The sequence below is a fragment of the Saccharothrix sp. CB00851 genome (genome assembly GCF_001905065.1).
In the GTDB taxonomy this organism is placed as follows: domain Bacteria; phylum Actinomycetota; class Actinomycetes; order Mycobacteriales; family Pseudonocardiaceae; genus Actinosynnema.
This window is the reverse complement of sequence record NZ_LWLC01000028.1, coordinates 1-17124: the sequence shown is the minus strand read 5'-3', so window position 1 is coordinate 17124 and position 17124 is coordinate 1. Positions and strand designations below refer to the sequence as shown.

Annotated in this window: 9 protein-coding genes, 1 tRNA gene and 1 pseudogene; 9 read left to right on the top strand and 2 right to left on the bottom strand. The window is 67.9% G+C overall.

Annotated features, from left to right (window positions below; translation table 11 throughout):
- Window positions 1–57: 57 nt before the first annotated feature.
- The 9 genes and pseudogenes from A6A25_RS26135 to A6A25_RS26100 all read left to right on the top strand — a co-directional run bounded on the left by A6A25_RS26135 (window position 58) and on the right by A6A25_RS26100 (window position 14990).
- Window positions 58–4968: a DEAD/DEAH box helicase gene (locus tag A6A25_RS26135; RefSeq protein ID WP_073894347.1), complete on the top strand. Its 4911-nt coding sequence runs from the start codon at window positions 58–60 to the stop codon at window positions 4966–4968.
- Window positions 4969–5130: 162 nt separating this feature from the next.
- Window positions 5131–5197: transfer RNA gene (locus tag A6A25_RS44260), tRNA-Ala, on the top strand.
- 218 nt (window positions 5198–5415) lie between these two features.
- Window positions 5416–5784: a hypothetical protein gene (locus A6A25_RS26130; RefSeq protein WP_073894344.1), complete on the top strand. Its 369-nt coding sequence runs from the start codon at window positions 5416–5418 to the stop codon at window positions 5782–5784.
- A 484-nt stretch (window positions 5785–6268) separates the two neighbouring features.
- A complete protein-coding gene (locus tag A6A25_RS26125; protein WP_073894341.1) occupies window positions 6269–9496 on the top strand; it encodes a DEAD/DEAH box helicase in 3228 nt (1075 codons plus the stop codon).
- A gap of 296 nt (window positions 9497–9792) precedes the next feature.
- A pseudogene (locus tag A6A25_RS26120) lies at window positions 9793–10997 on the top strand (IS110 family transposase).
- Between the two features lie 731 nt (window positions 10998–11728).
- On the top strand, window positions 11729–12403 hold the full coding sequence (locus A6A25_RS26115) for a hypothetical protein (protein WP_241828922.1): 675 nt from the start codon (window positions 11729–11731) through the stop codon (window positions 12401–12403).
- On the top strand, window positions 12372–13856 hold the full coding sequence (locus A6A25_RS26110; protein WP_073894340.1) for a B12-binding domain-containing radical SAM protein: 1485 nt from the start codon (window positions 12372–12374) through the stop codon (window positions 13854–13856). Before A6A25_RS26115 ends, A6A25_RS26110 begins: the two co-directional genes overlap by 32 nt.
- A 20-nt stretch (window positions 13857–13876) precedes the next feature.
- Window positions 13877–14491: a dTMP kinase gene (gene tmk / locus A6A25_RS26105; protein WP_241828921.1), complete on the top strand. Its 615-nt coding sequence runs from the start codon at window positions 13877–13879 to the stop codon at window positions 14489–14491.
- A gap of 43 nt (window positions 14492–14534) precedes the next feature.
- Window positions 14535–14990 carry an NUDIX hydrolase gene (locus A6A25_RS26100; protein ID WP_073894335.1) on the top strand — a complete coding sequence of 152 codons (456 nt, stop codon included), beginning with the start codon at window positions 14535–14537 and terminating at the stop codon, window positions 14988–14990.
- Window positions 14991–15193: 203 nt separating this feature from the next.
- Here the strand turns inward: A6A25_RS26100 and A6A25_RS26095 are convergent, their stop codons facing one another.
- On the bottom strand, window positions 15194–16378 hold the full coding sequence (locus A6A25_RS26095; RefSeq protein WP_073894333.1) for a tyrosine-type recombinase/integrase: 1185 nt from the start codon (window positions 16376–16378) through the stop codon (window positions 15194–15196).
- A 104-nt stretch (window positions 16379–16482) separates the two neighbouring features.
- The gene (locus tag A6A25_RS46680; protein ID WP_073894331.1) at window positions 16483–16725 is read right to left on the bottom strand and encodes a helix-turn-helix domain-containing protein; all 243 of its coding nucleotides are present in this window, start codon (window positions 16723–16725) and stop codon (window positions 16483–16485) included.
- Between the last annotated feature and the right edge of the window lie 399 nt (window positions 16726–17124).

The following is a 17124-nucleotide window of genomic DNA, read 5'->3' as shown; positions in this document are numbered from 1 at the left end:
CAGCGTGGCCAGTGTCATCGTTGACTGACAACCGACACGTCTGGAGGACGCTGGCTCGTGGATCCGTTGGAGCTCGCCGACCGGCTGCGTGAGGACTACCGGCGGTTTACCTGGACCACCTATCCAATCGCGGACCCGCTGCTGCGGGAGCGCTTGGAGCGGATGGTGGACCAGGACTCGCTGCTCTGGCACGGCCCGTTCCTCTCCGTCCAGCCCCGGTTCCAGCTCGACGCGACGCTGGCCGAGCTGGGAGGCCGTATCGGGTTGCCAACGCAGGTCTGCGAGGCGTTCCCTCGGGTGGAGCGGCTGTTCGCCCATCAGGTCGCCGCGATCACCCGGATCCACGCCGGATCAAACACGCTGGTCGCTACGGGGACGGGCTCCGGCAAGACGGAAGCGTTCTTGATCCCGGTCGTCGCGCACGCCTTCGCCAACCGGCATCGCCGCGGTGTGAAAGCGATCGCGCTGTACCCGATGAACGCCCTGGTCAACGATCAAGAAGATCGTGTCAAGGCGGCCTGTGAGCAACTCGGCCTGCGCTATGGGGTCTACACCGGGGCAACCCCGCAAAACGTGCGGGACGCGATGCAGGATGCTCCGCCGGACATCCTGCTGACCAACTACTCCATGCTCGAGTACCTGCTTACCCGGCGCGACGATCGTAAGCTATTCGGGGACGGTGTGCTGCGGCACTTGATCTTGGATGAGGTACACACCTACCAGGGCGCATTGGGCACCGAGATCGCCTGCCTGGTGCGTCGACTGCGCGGCCATGTCGACGTCGAGGGCCTGGTCTGCGTGGGCCTGTCCGCCACGGTCAGCGCCGGAGGTGACCACGCAGGCGACCTCGCCCGCACCGCCCAGTTCGCCTCCAATCTCTTCGGCTCCCCGTTCGACACCGAAGCCATCGTTGAGGAAACGCCGATCCCTTCCGCCGCACCCGAGGTGGACCGGATCGGGCCACCGCCAGACGCCGCCGCCTTGACCGCAGCCTTGACTGAGGGGGCCGACCCGGCCGCGTTGCGCCGGGTTCTGGGTGACCCCAACGACAGCCTGATGCTGGACCTGCTGCGGGCCAAGCTGACGGAGCCCCGCACTATCGCCGACCTGGTAACCGAGTTGGCGGAGGTACCGGCTCGGGCTGGTACTGACCCCGCTCATCTGCACGACGAGGTAGCGGGCTGGTTACTGCTGGGCGCTGGCACATCCACCCCGGAGGGCCCACCGGTGTTGGAGGCCAAGGTCCACCTGTTCCTGCGAGGACTTCCGCACCTGATGCGGTGCGCGGGCGAGGGAGAGCATCTACTGCTTGACGGGGCCGAGACCTGCCCGGTGGACGGCTGTGGTGCACAAGCGACCACGCCGCTGGGGGTGTGCTTGGGCTGCGGCCAGGACTACGACTTGGAAACCGGTAACCGGGGCAGCCGACCGAGCTACTACGTGGCCCGACGCACCGCCTTTGAGCCGATCGAGCAGCCGCAACCGCGCACCCGGTGGTACCCGTCGCGGCGGTGTGTGCGTTGTGGCACCAGCTCGACGGGCGCCGCCTGCTTGGGTTGTGGCGGGCGAACCAGGAGTGTGCTGGTCTGCGAACCGGAGCGGGGCAAGCCGCTTACCCGGTGCCCGGTGTGCGGCTACGGCCGCAACGTCGGCGCGGTGCAGGAGTTCACCGCTCGCACCGCCTCGGCGATCACCGCGACCGCGTTCAGCCTGCACCGGGGCCTGGCTGAACAGAGCGACGACATGATGCTGCGGCGGCTGCTGGTGTTCGCCGACTCGCGGCAGGACACGGCCTTTCAGGCTGGCTACATACGAGGCCGGTCCCGCGCGGTCCAGGTCCGGCGATTGATCACCCAGGCGGTCAGAGCACGCGACACCGATGGGGCGCCGTCGGCCAGTTTCGACGGGCTGGTCGAGGACGTCTTCCGCGCGGGGCGCGATATCGGCCTGTATGAGGACCCGGCCGGTCGCGACGCCAGCAACCGGGTCCGGCGGGTGTGCGAGTGGGACATCCTCGGGGAGGTGGCCAGCGACGAGCGCCGCCCACCGACTCTGGAACGCCTCGGCATGATCACCGTCGGCTACCCCGGCCTGGACAGGCTTTCAGCGGCAGACCTGTCCTCCCTGGCCGACAGCGTCGGCAGCGACACGAGTTCCTTGCGCTGGCTGCTGGGGCGCATCCTGGACTTGGTGCGCACCCGTGGCGGCGTCGGGCACGAACTCCTACGCGCCAAGATGGAACCCTCCGCCCAGTACGACCTCATCGAGGCTGGCGCCACCCTGCGTCCCAGCCAGAACGTGGTCGGGCTCGGCGAAACCACCACAAAGGTCAAGGGCGCCGGCCCGATCAGCCTCGGCGCGAGAGGCACCGTCGCCCGCCTGGTCCGGATCGCCTTCCCTCACTTGGTCAAGACTGACGATCAGGAACGCGCTATTCGGGCACTCGTCGCCTTCCTGGAACACCGCCATTTGCTTGCCCGCACTCGGATCGGTACGGGCCGCTCGCAGGTCACTCTTTGGCAGCTCGCCCCGCAAGAAATGGAAATTCGGCCGCCCGCCACCACGATCTACCAATGCCGGGCCTGTCGCGCCGTGCAACCACAACCCTCGCCGCGCAACATCTGTGCCACTTTCAACTGTCAAGGCGTGATGGAACCCTGGAAGGACAATACTGATGACTACGAACGGAAACTAGCCGAAGGACGTGACCCGCTTGCGGTCACCGCCGAAGAACACTCCGGCCAAGTGCCCTTGGAGCAGCGCGAGGACATCGAGGAACGGTTCAAGAACGGCGAGCTGAACCTGCTTGTGTGCACCATGACCCTGGAGTTGGGTGTCGACCTCGGTCAACTCCTCGCGGTGGTGCTACGCAACGTGCCCCCGCGGCCCAGCAACTATGCGCAACGTGCTGGCCGCGCGGGCCGTCGTGAGGAACGGGTCGCGCTCATCGTGACCTACGCGGGTGGAATGCCCCACGACAGTTACTACTATCGGCGGCCGGTCGAGATGATCCGTGGTGCCATCCGGCCGCCCGCGTTCCTGATGGACAACGCCCGGGTCATCACCCGTCACGCTCGTGCGTTGGCCCTGGAGTTGTGCGGGGAGAACCTGCCCGCCTGGATGGGCGAGTTCGTCTCCGAAGACGACGCCGGCGAACTCCAACACCTGCAACCGGTGCGGGACGCGTTGGCGGCCGACGTTGACCGTATCGCCGAACGGATTCGCACCACCTTCCGCCACGGCCTCGCCCCGGACGATCTGCCGTGGCTGGACGCCGATTGGTCGCGCGGGATCGTCACAGGGTGGACCGAGGACCTCGACAAGGCCGTGGAGCCCTATCGCCTGAAGCAGAAGACCCTGTTGGAAGAATGGCGGCAAGCCGCTGCAACCCCTGGGAAGACGGACTCCACCAGGGCATTGCACACCATCGGCGCCAGCCTCGCTGCGATGCGGCGCACCGACCGGACTCGCGCCTATGTGCTGTCCTACCTGAGCACCGTCGGCTTCCTGCCTTCCTATGCCTTCCCCACCGACACGGCCACCCTGTCCATGGAGGGTGAGAGCGCGGAACTGTCCCAGGACAGCATCCATGCCCTCAAGGACTACGCCCCCGGCCAGCTCGTCTACGCCCGTGGCGCGAAGTGGTTCGTTGACCAAGTCGACTTCCGGCGCTCCAACCTCGTCAACGCTGACGGCCATGGCGCGGTACCACAGGCTAACCTCTGCCCGCGCTGCGACACCGTCAACGACTCCACCTCGGCCAGCTGTCTGTCTTGCGACAACGAGGATCTCGTAACTCTGGTCACCGTCCCGATGCGGGCGATGCGTGCATCGCGCCGTCAGCGGATCGGTGCCGACGAGGAGAACCGGTCCCGGCAACCCTTCGAGGTGACCCACCACCTCGGCGCACCCAACACCGCCGAAACCTGGCTATTCGAACGCCCTGGCCTGGTGCTCCAGTGGGAGCGCAACGCCGCCCTCACCGTGCTCAACCGGGGCCGCGTGCAACCAGACGACACACCCGAGCGGTTCATCGTCTGCACCAGCTGCGGACTGTGCTTCGACTCGATCCCTGGTCCCAAGCCCACCGAATCGCAGCGCAGCCGTGCAAAGTTGCACGACAAGATCTGCACCAACCACCACTACGAGTTCACCGTGCTGTCCACCGCACGTGGGGTCGACTGCCTGCAGATTCTGCCCGACCTGGAAGCCCTCGACATCCAGGCAAGTCAGCTTGAGGAGTTCCTCGCCAGCATCCGGGCCGCGCTTGATCTTGGCTGCCGCGTGGTGCTGCAAGCAGGCGAGGACGAGGTCGCAGGTTTCGACTGGCCGCGTCCCGACCCGAACAGCGCCGAAGCACTGCTCCGACTGGCAGTTCTGTACGAGGAGGTTCCCGGCGGCGCCGGCTATCTTCGGCAACTCGCAGAACGGTTCAGCGAGGTCGCCGCCGCCCTCGTCCCCGTCCTGGACGACTGCACCTGTGAACGTGCCTGCTACGCCTGCCTGCGTTCTTACAACAACCAACTCGAAGGCCACCTGCTCGACCGGCACGTCGCCGCGGACTTCCTCCGGGAGTTCATCAACGCCCCCGACGCCACCTTGCACCGTGTCGGCTCCTTTGCCGACGGGTTCCACGGACTGCCACGCTCGCCCATCGAACGTCGCCTGGCCTTGGCCCTCATCGAAGCGGCGGCCCCACGCGGCCACGCCCAGTTTGCCTGGGGTGACCGGGGATCTACCGACGGCGCACCTCGCCCGGTCACCATTGCCGACTTCGCCTGGCCTGAACACAAGGTCGCGGTCTTCTGCGATGGCTGGAAGCACCACCACACTCTCGAGCAACGAGCCGAGGACAAGATCAAAAGGGATGCGATGCGGGCTGATGGCTGGACGGTCTTGTCGTTCTGGGGCGGCCAAATCGTTCGTGAGGTCAATGCCTGCGTTGCTAAGGTAATGGAGCGCCTCTGAGTACTTAAATAGCGGTGCGCGCTGAAGGTGTCCTCGTCGATCCGGCCTCACGCTAATTCAGCCTGGAGAAATCCGGAGAGTCCATGCGCGCTGAACGGCGTTGTACTGCACATAACGCCGGTGAACGGAACGGTGCTGACCAGCGGTTTCTCGATTGTCGCAGGTGAACGGGATTTCGCACACCACGCTGGCAGTGTGAGGGTCAGGGGTTCGAGTCCCCTCAGCTCCACAAGTAAATGGTTCGTCTGATTCGCCCGCTGACCTGCGGTAATGCAGGTGGCGGGCGATCTTGCTTTTCGGTCCACTGTGGACTGCGGTGGTCGGGCTGGAGCAAATCTGGAGCAGGCGGTCGCCCCGGACGAAATGTTGTCAGCGGTGTGCTCCAGGTCTCAGTAACCCGGCTGGGTGGATCCCCTGGGAACTTTTCGGTCGCCGTGGCCGCAGTCAATGTTCAACACCGTAGTCTTCAGCGCTGACATGACACGACCACTCCTGAACGGCCGCGGCCTCGCGGTGGCATGCGCACTGGTCTTCGCGACCTTCCTCGGGATCGCGGCACTCGGCTTCGCCCAGATCGCATCGACCTACCAGTGGTGCGAGAGCGATGCGGCGGGACAACTGGCGTCGACCCGGGCGGTGGCCGAGTTGCGTCTCGACGCAACACCGGCCGTTGTTTGTCGAAGCGGTGAGGTGACCGTGGAGCTGCCGATCGCACCGGCTGTCGCCATCGTGGTGTTCGCTGTGATCGGCATGGCGATCAGCCTCGTCGCGGTCGTCATCACCGCGCGGCGTGTCCGTGCTGCCCAACGGCGTTGACAGCGCGAACAGGCTGCTTCGGCGATCCACCGAGAAGTTCAACTGGTGGAGGTGCGCTGATTGACGCCCGTGACGGGTTCCTTGCCACGGGCGTCCCAGCCGGTTAGTCCTTACTGATGCATGGACGCGATCTCGGGAGCCGGCACGATCGCCATTCAGCAGAACAGTTGATGCCTTCCAGATTTGCGGGCGGCAGAGGAACTGGTGGTTCGGGAATGTTGAGCCGTAGTCGTCTGCCACTGCGGCGATGCGATCGACGGTTCCCGCGGTATGCCGTGATCGGCATGGTCGAGCGCACTGCGGATGGCTCGCTGGACCCGATTCGTGTAAGGGCCTTGAGCCTTGACGCCAGGTAGTCCTGCCGCTCACCGAGGAACCGTCGTGCTGCTCGACGTACTCGACGGCAGTCCGCGTCACCTTCGGCAGTGGCGGTGCCGCGGCACTCCTGACCACGCACCGCCGGAGCGGTTGCTAGGTTCACCGCGTGCGCGTGACCTACCTCCAAGTGGATCTGGCCGATGTCGAGCACGCCGTCGGCCGGACCACCTACGACCGGGGAACCGACTACGCGCTGCGGGGCGCCGTCCTGGGCGTGGTGTGGAACGACATCGACACCGCGCTGCACGGCACGGTGCGCGGCCGGGGCGACGTTTACGAGGTGTCCGCATACTTCGACGAAGTCGACGACGGCGTCGTCGACTTCGCCCACGGCGAGTGCACCTGCCCCGTGGGGTTCAACTGCAAGCACGTGGTGGCGCTGGTCATCGCCGCCACCCGGCGGCCACCCGGCAGCAAGGAGCCGAAGACGACCTGGGACGAGGCGTTCCAGGACCTACTCGGGACGGGCCGGCACGCCAGCGGGGATGCGCCGCTGGCCGTCGAGCTGACGCTCGCGTCGCACAAGCCGCACACCCGGGCAGAGCCCGTCCTGAACGCGCGGATCGTGCGGCGGGGCAAGACCGGGTGGGTCGCGAGCGGACTGGGCTGGAACCAGCTCGACGCCTACCAGGTCAAGGACTACCGCGACGCCCACGTGCGGCTGCTGCGGGAGCTGTACGGGCTGTACCTGGCCGGCACCCGCCCCGGCTACCACTCCTACTACGACGCCCGGACCATCCAGCTGACCTCGTTCGACTCCGCCAAGCTCTGGCCGCTGCTCGACGAGGCGCGGGAAGCCGGCCTGCGGCTGGTCCACGGACGCAAGTCGTGGGGTGACGTGGACGCCCCCGCGGTGGCGCGGATCGCCCTCGATGTCACCGGGGCCGGCAAAGCCGACCGGGTCCGCCCGGTGATCGAGGTGGACGGCGCCACGTCCGGGATCGAACCGATCGGCTTCATCGGCTCCGACGGCCACGGCCTGGTCTACGCGGACCCGACGTGCGCACCGGCCGGGGTCGACAGCCGCTACCGGCACTTCCGGCTCGCCCGGTTCGCCGCACCGGTCCCACCAGGGCTGCAAGAACTGGTGATCGACGACAAGCACCTCACCGTCCCCCAGGCCGGCCGCGACCGGTTCCGCGCCGAGATCTACCCGCGCCTGCGGCGCCTGGCCCCCGTGACCTCCTCCGACGGCACCTTCACACCTCCGGACATCTCCGGCCCCACCCTCGTCGTGCGCACCGAGTTCGGCGCGGGGCACGCCGTGGGCGTCGACTGGGAATGGGCCTACGAGGTCGGGGACTCCCGGCTGCGCGTGCCGCTGGACGCGGCCGGGTCGGATGACGGCTACCGCGACCTCGACGCGGAACGCGCCGTGCTGGCCTCGGTCGAGCACGTCGTCCCGCACCCCGACCGGGTCGCCCTGAGCGGCCTGGACACCGTGCGGTTCGTCACCGGGACGCTGCCGCTGCTCGCCGGGCACCCCGGCGTCGAGGTCGAGGCCACCGGTGAGCCGGTCGACTACCGCGAGGCGAGCGACACCGTGTCGATCGGCGTGTCGACCACGGCACTGGCCGGGGAGACCGACTGGTTCGACCTCGGTGTCACGATCAGCGTCGAGGGCGCGCCGGTGCCGTTCGTCGAGGTCTTCTCGGCGCTGAGCCGGGGCGAGTCGCACGTGCTGCTCCCCGACGGCGCCTACTTCTCCCTCGACAAGCCCGAACTCCGCGCGCTCACCGGGCTGATCGACGAGGCCCGGACCCTCCAGGACGCCTCCGGTGGCGAACTGCGGATCAGCCGCTTCCAGGCCGGCCTGTGGGAGGAACTGGCCGGCCTCGGCGTCGTCGAACGCCAAGCGGAGGCGTGGCGGCGCCAGGTCGAGGGCCTGCTGTCCGGCGAGGCCGTCCGCGCCTACCAGGTGCCCGCCACCCTCGACGCCCGACTGCGCCCTTACCAGGTCGACGGCTTCCGCTGGCTCGCCTTCCTCTGGGAAGCCGGGCTCGGCGGCATCCTGGCCGACGACATGGGGCTCGGCAAGACGGTGCAGTCGCTGGCGCTGATCTGCCACGCGAAGGCGACCCGGCCCGGCGGACCGCCGTTCCTCATCGTCGCGCCCACGAGCGTCGTGTCCAACTGGGCCGCTGAAGCGGCGCGCTTCGCACCCGGCCTGGACGTCGTCGCCGTGCCCGACACCGCTCGGCGGCGCGGCGTGCCGCTGGACGAGCTCATCGCCGGAGCGGACGTGGTGGTCACCTCGTACGCGGTGTTCCGGATCGACTTCGACGCCTACTCGGCCGTGCCGTGGTCCGGACTCGTGCTGGACGAGGCCCAGTTCGCCAAGAACCGCCAGTCGAAGCTCCACCAGTGTGCGCGGGCGCTCCCGGCGCCCTTCAAGCTGGCGATCACCGGCACGCCGATGGAGAACAACCTCATGGAGCTGTGGTCGCTGCTGTCGATCACCGCGCCTGGGCTGTTCCCGAACCCGGCCCGGTTCCGGGAGTACTACGGCCTGCCCATCGAGAAGCGCGGGGACGCCGACCGGCTGGCACGGCTGCGACGGCGCATCAAGCCGCTGGTCAAGCGCCGCACCAAGGAACAGGTCGTCGCCGACCTGCCCGCCAAGCTGGAGCAGGTGCTCGAAGTGGACCTGCACCCGCAGCACCGCAAGGTCTACCAGACCCACCTCCAGCGGGAGCGGCAGAAGGTGCTCGGCCTGGTCGACGACGTGGACCGGAACAGGTTCACGATCCTGCAGTCGATCACCCTGCTGCGCAGGCTCAGCCTGCACGCCGGGCTGGTCGACGACCGGCACGACGAGCTGCCGTGCGGCAAGATCGACGCGCTGGTCGGGCAGCTCCACGACGTGGTCGACGGCGGGCACCGGGCCCTCGTCTTCAGCCAGTTCACCGGCTTCCTGGACAAGGTCCGCGCCCGGCTCGACGCCGCCGGGATCGAGTACTGCTACCTCGACGGCAAGACCCGCGCCCGCGCGGCCGTGCTCAAGCGGTTCAAGGAAGGCGCCGCGCCGGTCTTCCTGATCAGCCTCAAGGCGGGTGGGTTCGGGCTCAACCTCACCGAGGCGGACTACTGCTTCCTGCTCGACCCGTGGTGGAACCCGGCGACCGAGGCGCAGGCCGTGGACCGGACCCACCGCATCGGCCAGACCCGCAACGTCATCGTGTACCGCCTCGTCGCGACCGACACCATCGAGGAGAAGGTGATGGCGCTGAAGGCGAGGAAGGCCGAGCTGTTCACCAGCGTCATGGACGACGGGGACGTCTTCGGCACCGCCCTCGACGCCGACGACATCCGCGAGTTGTTCGCACCGTCGTGAATGGCTCCCGGTCCGCCGCTGGCCACGACGCGGTCGTCGAGTCCTACGATCGTCGCGACCCCGTCCCCCGTTACCTTCTTCGTAGCTCCTGATCAAGGAGTCGTGGTCGCCAGGTCCGGCATGACTGACGCCCCCAGTCGAGCGCATGATCCGGGGGGTGGTGTCACCGGACCTGGTGGCATCGAGGGACCGCTGATAGGGACACGGCCGCCCGCCGGGCAGGTCTCGTCGTAACGTGGGTGCCGGCCGTCGATGCCCGACCGGCGACCGCCCGCGATGAACGAACGGCAGGACGGATGACCAGCGGTTACCAGGTGTTCCTCGGCCTGGACGTCGGCAAGGGCGAACACCATGCCGTCGGCCTGGACCCGACGGGCAAGCGGCTTCACGACGCGCCATTGCCCAACAGCGAACCGAAGCTGCGGGCCCTGTTCGACAAGCTCGCCGCGCACGGACCGTTGCTGGTGGTGGTCGATCAACCGGCGACGATCGGCGCGCTGCCGGTCGCGGTGGCCCGCGCGGCCGGCCACCGGGTGGCCTACCTTCCCGGCCTGGCCATGCGCCGCATCGCCGACCTCTACCCCGGCCGGGCGAAACCGATGCCCGCGACGCGTTCGTCATCGCCGACGCCGCCCGCTCGCTGCCGCACACACTGCGCCCGGTCGACGTCGGCGACGACGCCCTGGCCGAGCTGGACGTGCTGGTCGGGTTCGACGACGACCTGGCCGGTGAGGCCACCCGGATCGGCAACCGCATCCGCGGCCTGCTCACCGGCGTCCACCCCGCCCTGGAACGCGCGATCGGCCCGAGGATCAGTCACCCGGCGGTGTTGGAGATCCTGTCCCGCTGCGGCGGCCCGACCGGCATCCGCGCCGCCGGCCGCCGCAAGCTCACCGCGATCGCCACCGCGCACGCGCCCCGCATGGGCGACAAACTGGTCACCGCGATCCTGGCCGCGCTGGACGAGCAGACCGTCGTCGTGCCGGGCACAACGGCGGCCGACACCGTCCTGCCCCGCCTGGCCGACAGCCTGAAAACGGTTCTCCAGCAACGCAAACAGGTCGCCACCGAGGTCGAAGGGATACTCGATGCGCACCCTTTTGTCGGGGTCCTGACCTCCATGCCCGGCGTCGGGGTCAGGACCGCAGCCCGCATCCTGTTGGAGATCGGCGACGCCACCGCGTTCAAGTCCTCCGGCCACCTGGCCGCTTACGCCGGCATCGCCCCGGTCACCCGCAGTTCGGGCTCCTCGATCAAGGGTGAACACCCGGCCCGCACCGGCAACCGCAAGCTCAAGCGGGCGTTCTTCCTCGCCGCGTTCGCGGCCTTGTCCGACCCCACCAGCAGGGCCTATTACCAGCGGAAACGCGACGAAGGGAAGAAACACAACGCCGCGCTGATCTGCCTGGCCCGGCGCCGGTGCGACGTCCTGTTCGCCATGCTCCGCAACAAGACCTACTACCGGCACCCCGAGACCAAGCCCGCCCCGGCTGCGGCTTGACAACCACATAGGGACACCCCCCGCAAGGTTCGGCTACCGGCTTGCGGTAGCAGATGAGTGCGCGGGCCACCTGCATGAGTTCGAGATGAATGTCAGCTCGGCGTTGTCAGCCGATGCGCATCTGTTCGTATTGGCACGACTCCCGCGGCGGCTGTGATGCGGGTGGGTCGTAGCCACGATCGGCGTAGGGATGTCAGGGGCGTTGTTGTGGTCTGCCGTGAGCTGCGGGCCTTCGAAATCGCCCGCATCGGCGGTGGGAGTTGCGTGCTGCCGTAGCTGGCTGACTCGCTCGTTGACCTGTGGTAATGCAGATGGCGAGCGATCTTGCTTTTTGGAGTGCTCAACTTCGGTGGAGGTGCGAAGGACTCCGGTGGGCGTGTCGCAGACGCCCTCCTGCACCTTGACACCGAGTACGGGCGCAAGGTCCGAGGCTGGTCGACTGTCTGAGCAGAACTTCTGCCAAAGCAGGACGCGTCAGCGTTCATTCCGGTGCATCCGCTTCGCCACGCCGGCGGGGTGGATGTGCCGGGGAGGTCACATCGGCATCATGGGTGACCCTCAACCCCACCGTAGGGAGCCTCGCCGTGATCGTGTCCTCGGTGATGACCGACCATCCGTCCTGGCTGTCGGCAGGTGACGCCACCTACCGCGCCGTCCGTTCTGGACGCTCCACCTGGGTGGTGACCTGCACGCCCACCAGAACCGGCGAGTGCCGGGCAGAGGCTCATCTTGTGTCCGGCGAGGGGGACACCCCCGTGCTCGACGTCGTCGACCCCGCCAGGCTGACCGGGGCGGATGACGTGGTGGCTGTGCTACGCGCAGCCGGCACGGTGGGACGTTGGCGCAATCCGGATCTCTGGGACGCACTGGCGACGTCGATCATCCGGCAGGTGATCCGAGCGGGTCAGGCGCGCAAGCTCTACCGAGCGTTCTGCCGGGCACACGGCGAGGCGGTCACTACGTCCTCTGGACCGGCGTGGTTGTTCCCGACACCGGAAGCCGTCCTCGCACTCCCGGACGACGAGTTCACCACCCTGGGGATGGCCTTCAAACGCCGTCCCCTGAAAGCCGCCGCCGAGGCAGTGCTCGAGTTCGGCGCGAAGTGGGCCGAACTAGACCCGGCCGTGTTGCGGGATGAGGTGCAGGGCGTGCCCCGCATCGGGCCGTGGACCGCGGGTGCGACCGTCGCCGATCTCACCAACGACTACTCGCTGTACCCGTACGCCGACCTGGCGGTGCGCACCTGGGCGAACCGCATGTCGACCGGGCGAACCTGGCCCGAAACCGAACCGGAGTTCGCCCGCCGCTGGGCACGGTTGGCAGGCAAGGACCTGTCCGCCTGGACGCTGCTCACACTCGCATGGGGAGTACGTCATGCCAACACAACAGGAGCCGTCGCCATCTGACCCACCCACAGCGCTCGTCACCGGCGCAGACCTCAAGCACCCGCTCGACGCCGTGTTCGTCAACGCGCCGCTGCGTGACTACGCCGAGCGGCCTCGCGTGAACGACTTCACCCTGCCCGTGCTCGGCATGGGCTACCTGGCCACCTACGCCGCCTCGCAGGGCTTCAACGTCGGCGTCCTGGACGCCGAGGCGCACGGCCTGGGCATCGACCACACGATCGACATCGTCAACCGGGCCGCTCCGCGGTGGGTCGGCTTCAACCTGCTCGCCCCGACCTACCAGGTCAGCGCCCGCATCGCCGCCGCCCTGGACCCGGCCATCAAGCTCATGCTGGGTGGCCACCAGGCCAAGGCGATGCCCGTCGACATCCTCACCGACCCGCGCATGTCCCGCTGTGAGGCCCTCGTGCTCGGTGAAGGCGAGACCCGGGTGGCGGCCCTGCTGGCCGACCACCGGTCGCGCACCGACCTGCCCGGCGTCATGTGGCTGGACCCGATCCTGAAGACCCCGGTCACCGGCGGCGTTCCCGGCAGCTCTCACCACCTCGCGCCGGACGTCAACGCGCTGCCCTTCGTCGACCGCCGCTACCTCACCCAGGACCCCCACCACGAGGCAGGTCGATGGGAGGCCAACATGGTCGGCGCCCGTGGCTGCCCCTACGACTGCTCGTTCTGCGGCGCGGCTGTCTCCGCCAACCCCGACATCACCATCCGCACCCGCGACCCGCACAACATCATCGCCGAGATGCAGCAGCTGCGGGACGTCGGTGTGACCGCGTTCCGCTTCGTCGACGACCTGTTCCTCGGCGCACGACGGGTCATCGACCACATGATGGGTGCGTTCACCACCGAGGGCGTCGGGGACTGGGCGGTTTGGGATGCCACCGGCCGGATCAACGTCCTGCACCGCGCGAGCGACGAGACCCTGGACACTCTCGCGCGCAACGGCCTGCGTGAAGTCGCCCTGGGCATCGAATCCGGCAGCGAACGCATGCTCACCCTGATCGACAAGCGCATCGACCCCGCCATGACCAAGACCGTCGTCCGCCGCCTGACCGAACGCGGCATCAACGTCAAGGGCTACTTCATCCTCGGCTTCCCGACCGAAACCCCGACCGAGATCGCCGCCACCGTCCGCCTGGTACACGACCTATGGGACATCACCGACCCACTGCCGGGGCGGTTCCGCGCCTCGGCCTTCGAGTACCGCCCCTACCCCGGCACACCCGACTGGCACCGCCTCTTGGCCACCGGCCGCTACACCGCCGACCAACTGCTCGACTACAGCCCCGTCGACCTCACCGACGCCGGAGTCGACGAGTCCATGCGGGAACGCGACGAGTTCAACTTCTCGGTCAACGTTCAACTCTCTGAGGCACCTATCGACCATGTCCGCGCCCAGCTCGTCGCCCTGACCCGCGAACAGCACGCCCGAAAGGCCGCAGCGGCGTGATCGGCCACCGTGGTCTCTTCGTGACCATCGACGGCCTGGGTGGCGCAGGCAAGAGCAGCACCACCAGGCTCCTGCACCACCGTCTCACCAGCCAGGGCTACACCGTCCACACCACCACCGAGCCCTCCCACGACCAACTCGGCGAGATCGCCCGCCACGGCACCGACACCTACTCCGGATACGCCCTCGCCTGCCTGGTGGCAGCCGACCGTTACCACCACCTCGCCACCGAGATCCGCCCAAAACTGGCCGCGGGCAGGATCGTGCTGTGCGACCGCTACGTCGCTTCGTCCTACGTGCTGCAACGCATGGACGGCGTCCCGATCGACTTCATCGAAGACCTCAACGCCGCCGCCGACATCCCCGACCTCGCCGTCATCCTCACCGTCGACCCGGAAGTCACCGCCCGACGCATTCACGAGCGCGGCCCGCACAGCCGCTTCGAAGCCGGCATCACCACCAGCCGGACGGAAGCCGAGCTGTACGCGGACACCACCCACCGCCTGACCCAACGCGACTACCCGATACTCGCGATCGACACGACGAAAAGCGCAATAGAGCAGGTCGTCGACATGATCGCCCAACGAATTGCGCAACTGGCAGCCAGTCCACCCGACGAATCACACACCGCGTAAGCTGCGCCGGGTCTCAAACCGCGTGAGCAGCTTATGAGGACCCATGGCCGACCGTCACCTGATCGATGTCCACGTCCTCCTCGTCCGCGACGACGAGGTCCTGCTCACCCGCCGCCGCGACACCAGCCCGATCTTCGACGGCCTGTGGCACCTACCCTCCGGCAAGCTCGACGCGGGGGAGTCGGTACTCGACGCCGCCGTCCGTGAAGCCGAGGAAGAAGTGGGCGTCCACCTCGACCCTGCCGACCTGCGTCTGGTCCACACCCTCCACGTCAACGGCTCAGGCCCCGAACCCCGCCTCGGCCTCTTCTTCGAAGCCCGCCGCTGGACCGGGACACCGACCAACCGCGAACCAGACAAGTGCTCCGCGGTCCGCTGGTTCCCTCTTGATGCCCTGCCCGACCGGCTCATCGACTACCCAGCGGCGGGTATTCATGCCTATCGCGCGGCGGCCACCTTCAGCACTCGGGGCTGGTCGCGGCAACCGGTAAAGCTCTGAAGCAGGTCGGCCGAGTCGATGATCCACTGATTGCGTCGACAAGCAGCGCGGACCGTTGGTCGATTCTGGCCGTCGGCCACGTGGTGTGGCTGGGTTGGGCAGAAGGTTGATCAGGACGTTGTCGACGGCTGCTTTGGGAGTCGACGGTGACAGGCTCGTCGGCGCGGTTGTCGCCGCCGTAGCAAATAGGAGACCGTGCTTGGCTACGCCATCCTGCGCCAAGTGCTGTCCCCGACATCGACGAAGGCCTTGTCCCAGCGGTCCTGAAGGCATTGGAGCAGGCGGCTGGTGACTTCGGGAGCGACGTGGGAATAGGTGCGCTGGACCGGATCCTTGAGGATGTGGCCGAGTCGGAGTGATTGGGCGATCTCGGGGATGGTGTCGGCGATCATCCAGGTCTTGTGGCTGTGTCGCAGGCCGTGGAAGGTGAGGCCGGGCTTGACCGGCTGGAGGCGTAGCACCGCGCGGGGTTGGTTGAGGTTGCCGTCAGCGGCGGGGCGCAGGGCGCGTTTGCTGAAGTTGCTGCGGCGCTGGAGTGCCCCTTCGGGGGTGGTGAAGACGTGCGGGTGGATGTGGTGGTCGAGGTGTGCCCGCAGGAGTCGGACGAGTGAGGGGGTGAGGGTGATGGTGCGGGCGGAGGCGTCGGTCTTGGGCGGGCCGAGCCAGAGCCTGCCGCCGGCCGACTCGTGCAGGGCGCCGTTCTGGGGATCGATGATGAGGAAGCCGGTGTCGTCATCGAAGAGGTGGAGGTTGTGGCGTTGGAGCCCGGTGAGTTCGCCCCAGCGGGCACCGGTCCAGCCCGCGGTGATCACGAGCATGGCTCCGACCGGTCCGTAGAAGGCGGCGACCTGGTCGGCGATGCGCAGCACTTCGGCGGGTTGGGCCCAGATCTTCTCGGGGGTGCGGGCGGTGTGGTTGCGGCGTCCGCGTCGTCGGGGGCGGATGGGGTTGGCGATGATGAGCTTGTCCTCGGCGGCGTCGGTAAGGATCTGGGAGAGCAGCTTGACGAACCCGGCGACGGTGACCGGTGACAGGTGTCCGGCGCGTAGCTGCTTGGCCCAGGCTCGGACCTTGAGGTTGGTGATGTCGGCCAGGGCGGTGTCGCCCCAGCGCGGCAGGATGTGGTTGCGCACGATGCTGCGGTAGTTGTCCTCGGTGCGGGTGTCGACGTCGAGGGCGTCCCACCAGTCGGTGAGCCACTCCTCCAGGGTCGTGCGTCCGCCGGTGGGGTCGAGCCAGGTGCCGCGACGTTGGTCGGATTCGAGGTCGTTGGCGTGGTCCTGGGCGGCTTTCTCGCTCCTGAAACCGGGGATGGACCCGATGGTGCCGTCGTCGCGGCGGAACCGGACGCGCCAGTGGTTGCTTCCCGACTGCTCCACCCAAGCCATGTGGGCTGCCCTTTCGTCGACGGTGGTGTGATGGTCACGGCGTGACAGGAGGATGAACGCTCCAGTAGCCGAGTAATGCAAGCGTTGTGACACAAGAACTTTCGTCAGTCCCGAAAGGATCTGTGGCGCCTGGCTGGCGGTCGCGTGGAGCGTGCCGGGCGGGCACCGGCCTGGGCGATCGAGGTCAGGTCGTCAGGGGAGAAGCGCAGGTGCTTGCCAAGGAAGGTGCACGGGATCTCCCGGCGTCCGGCCTTGCGGCGAAGCCACGACTCGCGGACGGCCAGCAGCGCCGCCGCTTCAGCGGGAGTGTGCAGCAGGCGTGGGTTATCGAGATCTGGACGGGACACGGAGCCCTCCGGAGGCGGACGAGTGCGGTGGACACTCCAGAACTCCGAAATAAGGGCCGCGAGGGGACACGTGCCGACCGAATTCCTTGAAGGCTTTCACTGGACGGGTGACATGCCCAGGCCGGGCGACGGAGCACCAACCTCTTACCCCAGCTAGTGGTGCGTCTCGGAGGGTTGACCCGGTAATCGATCGGTTGGGTTGATCGGCGAGGCTGGTCCCGCATGTCGAGTGCGGGAGGTGGTTGTGGCTCGTCGTCCGAGCGTGTTCGTCAGGCCGTTGTCGATGGAGGAAGGCCGGAAGCTTCAGCGGGTCACCAGGACCGCGAAGGACCCGGTGCGGCTGCGGCGGGCGATCGTGGTGTTGATGTCCGGCCAGGGCCAGGCGGTCCGGGACATCAC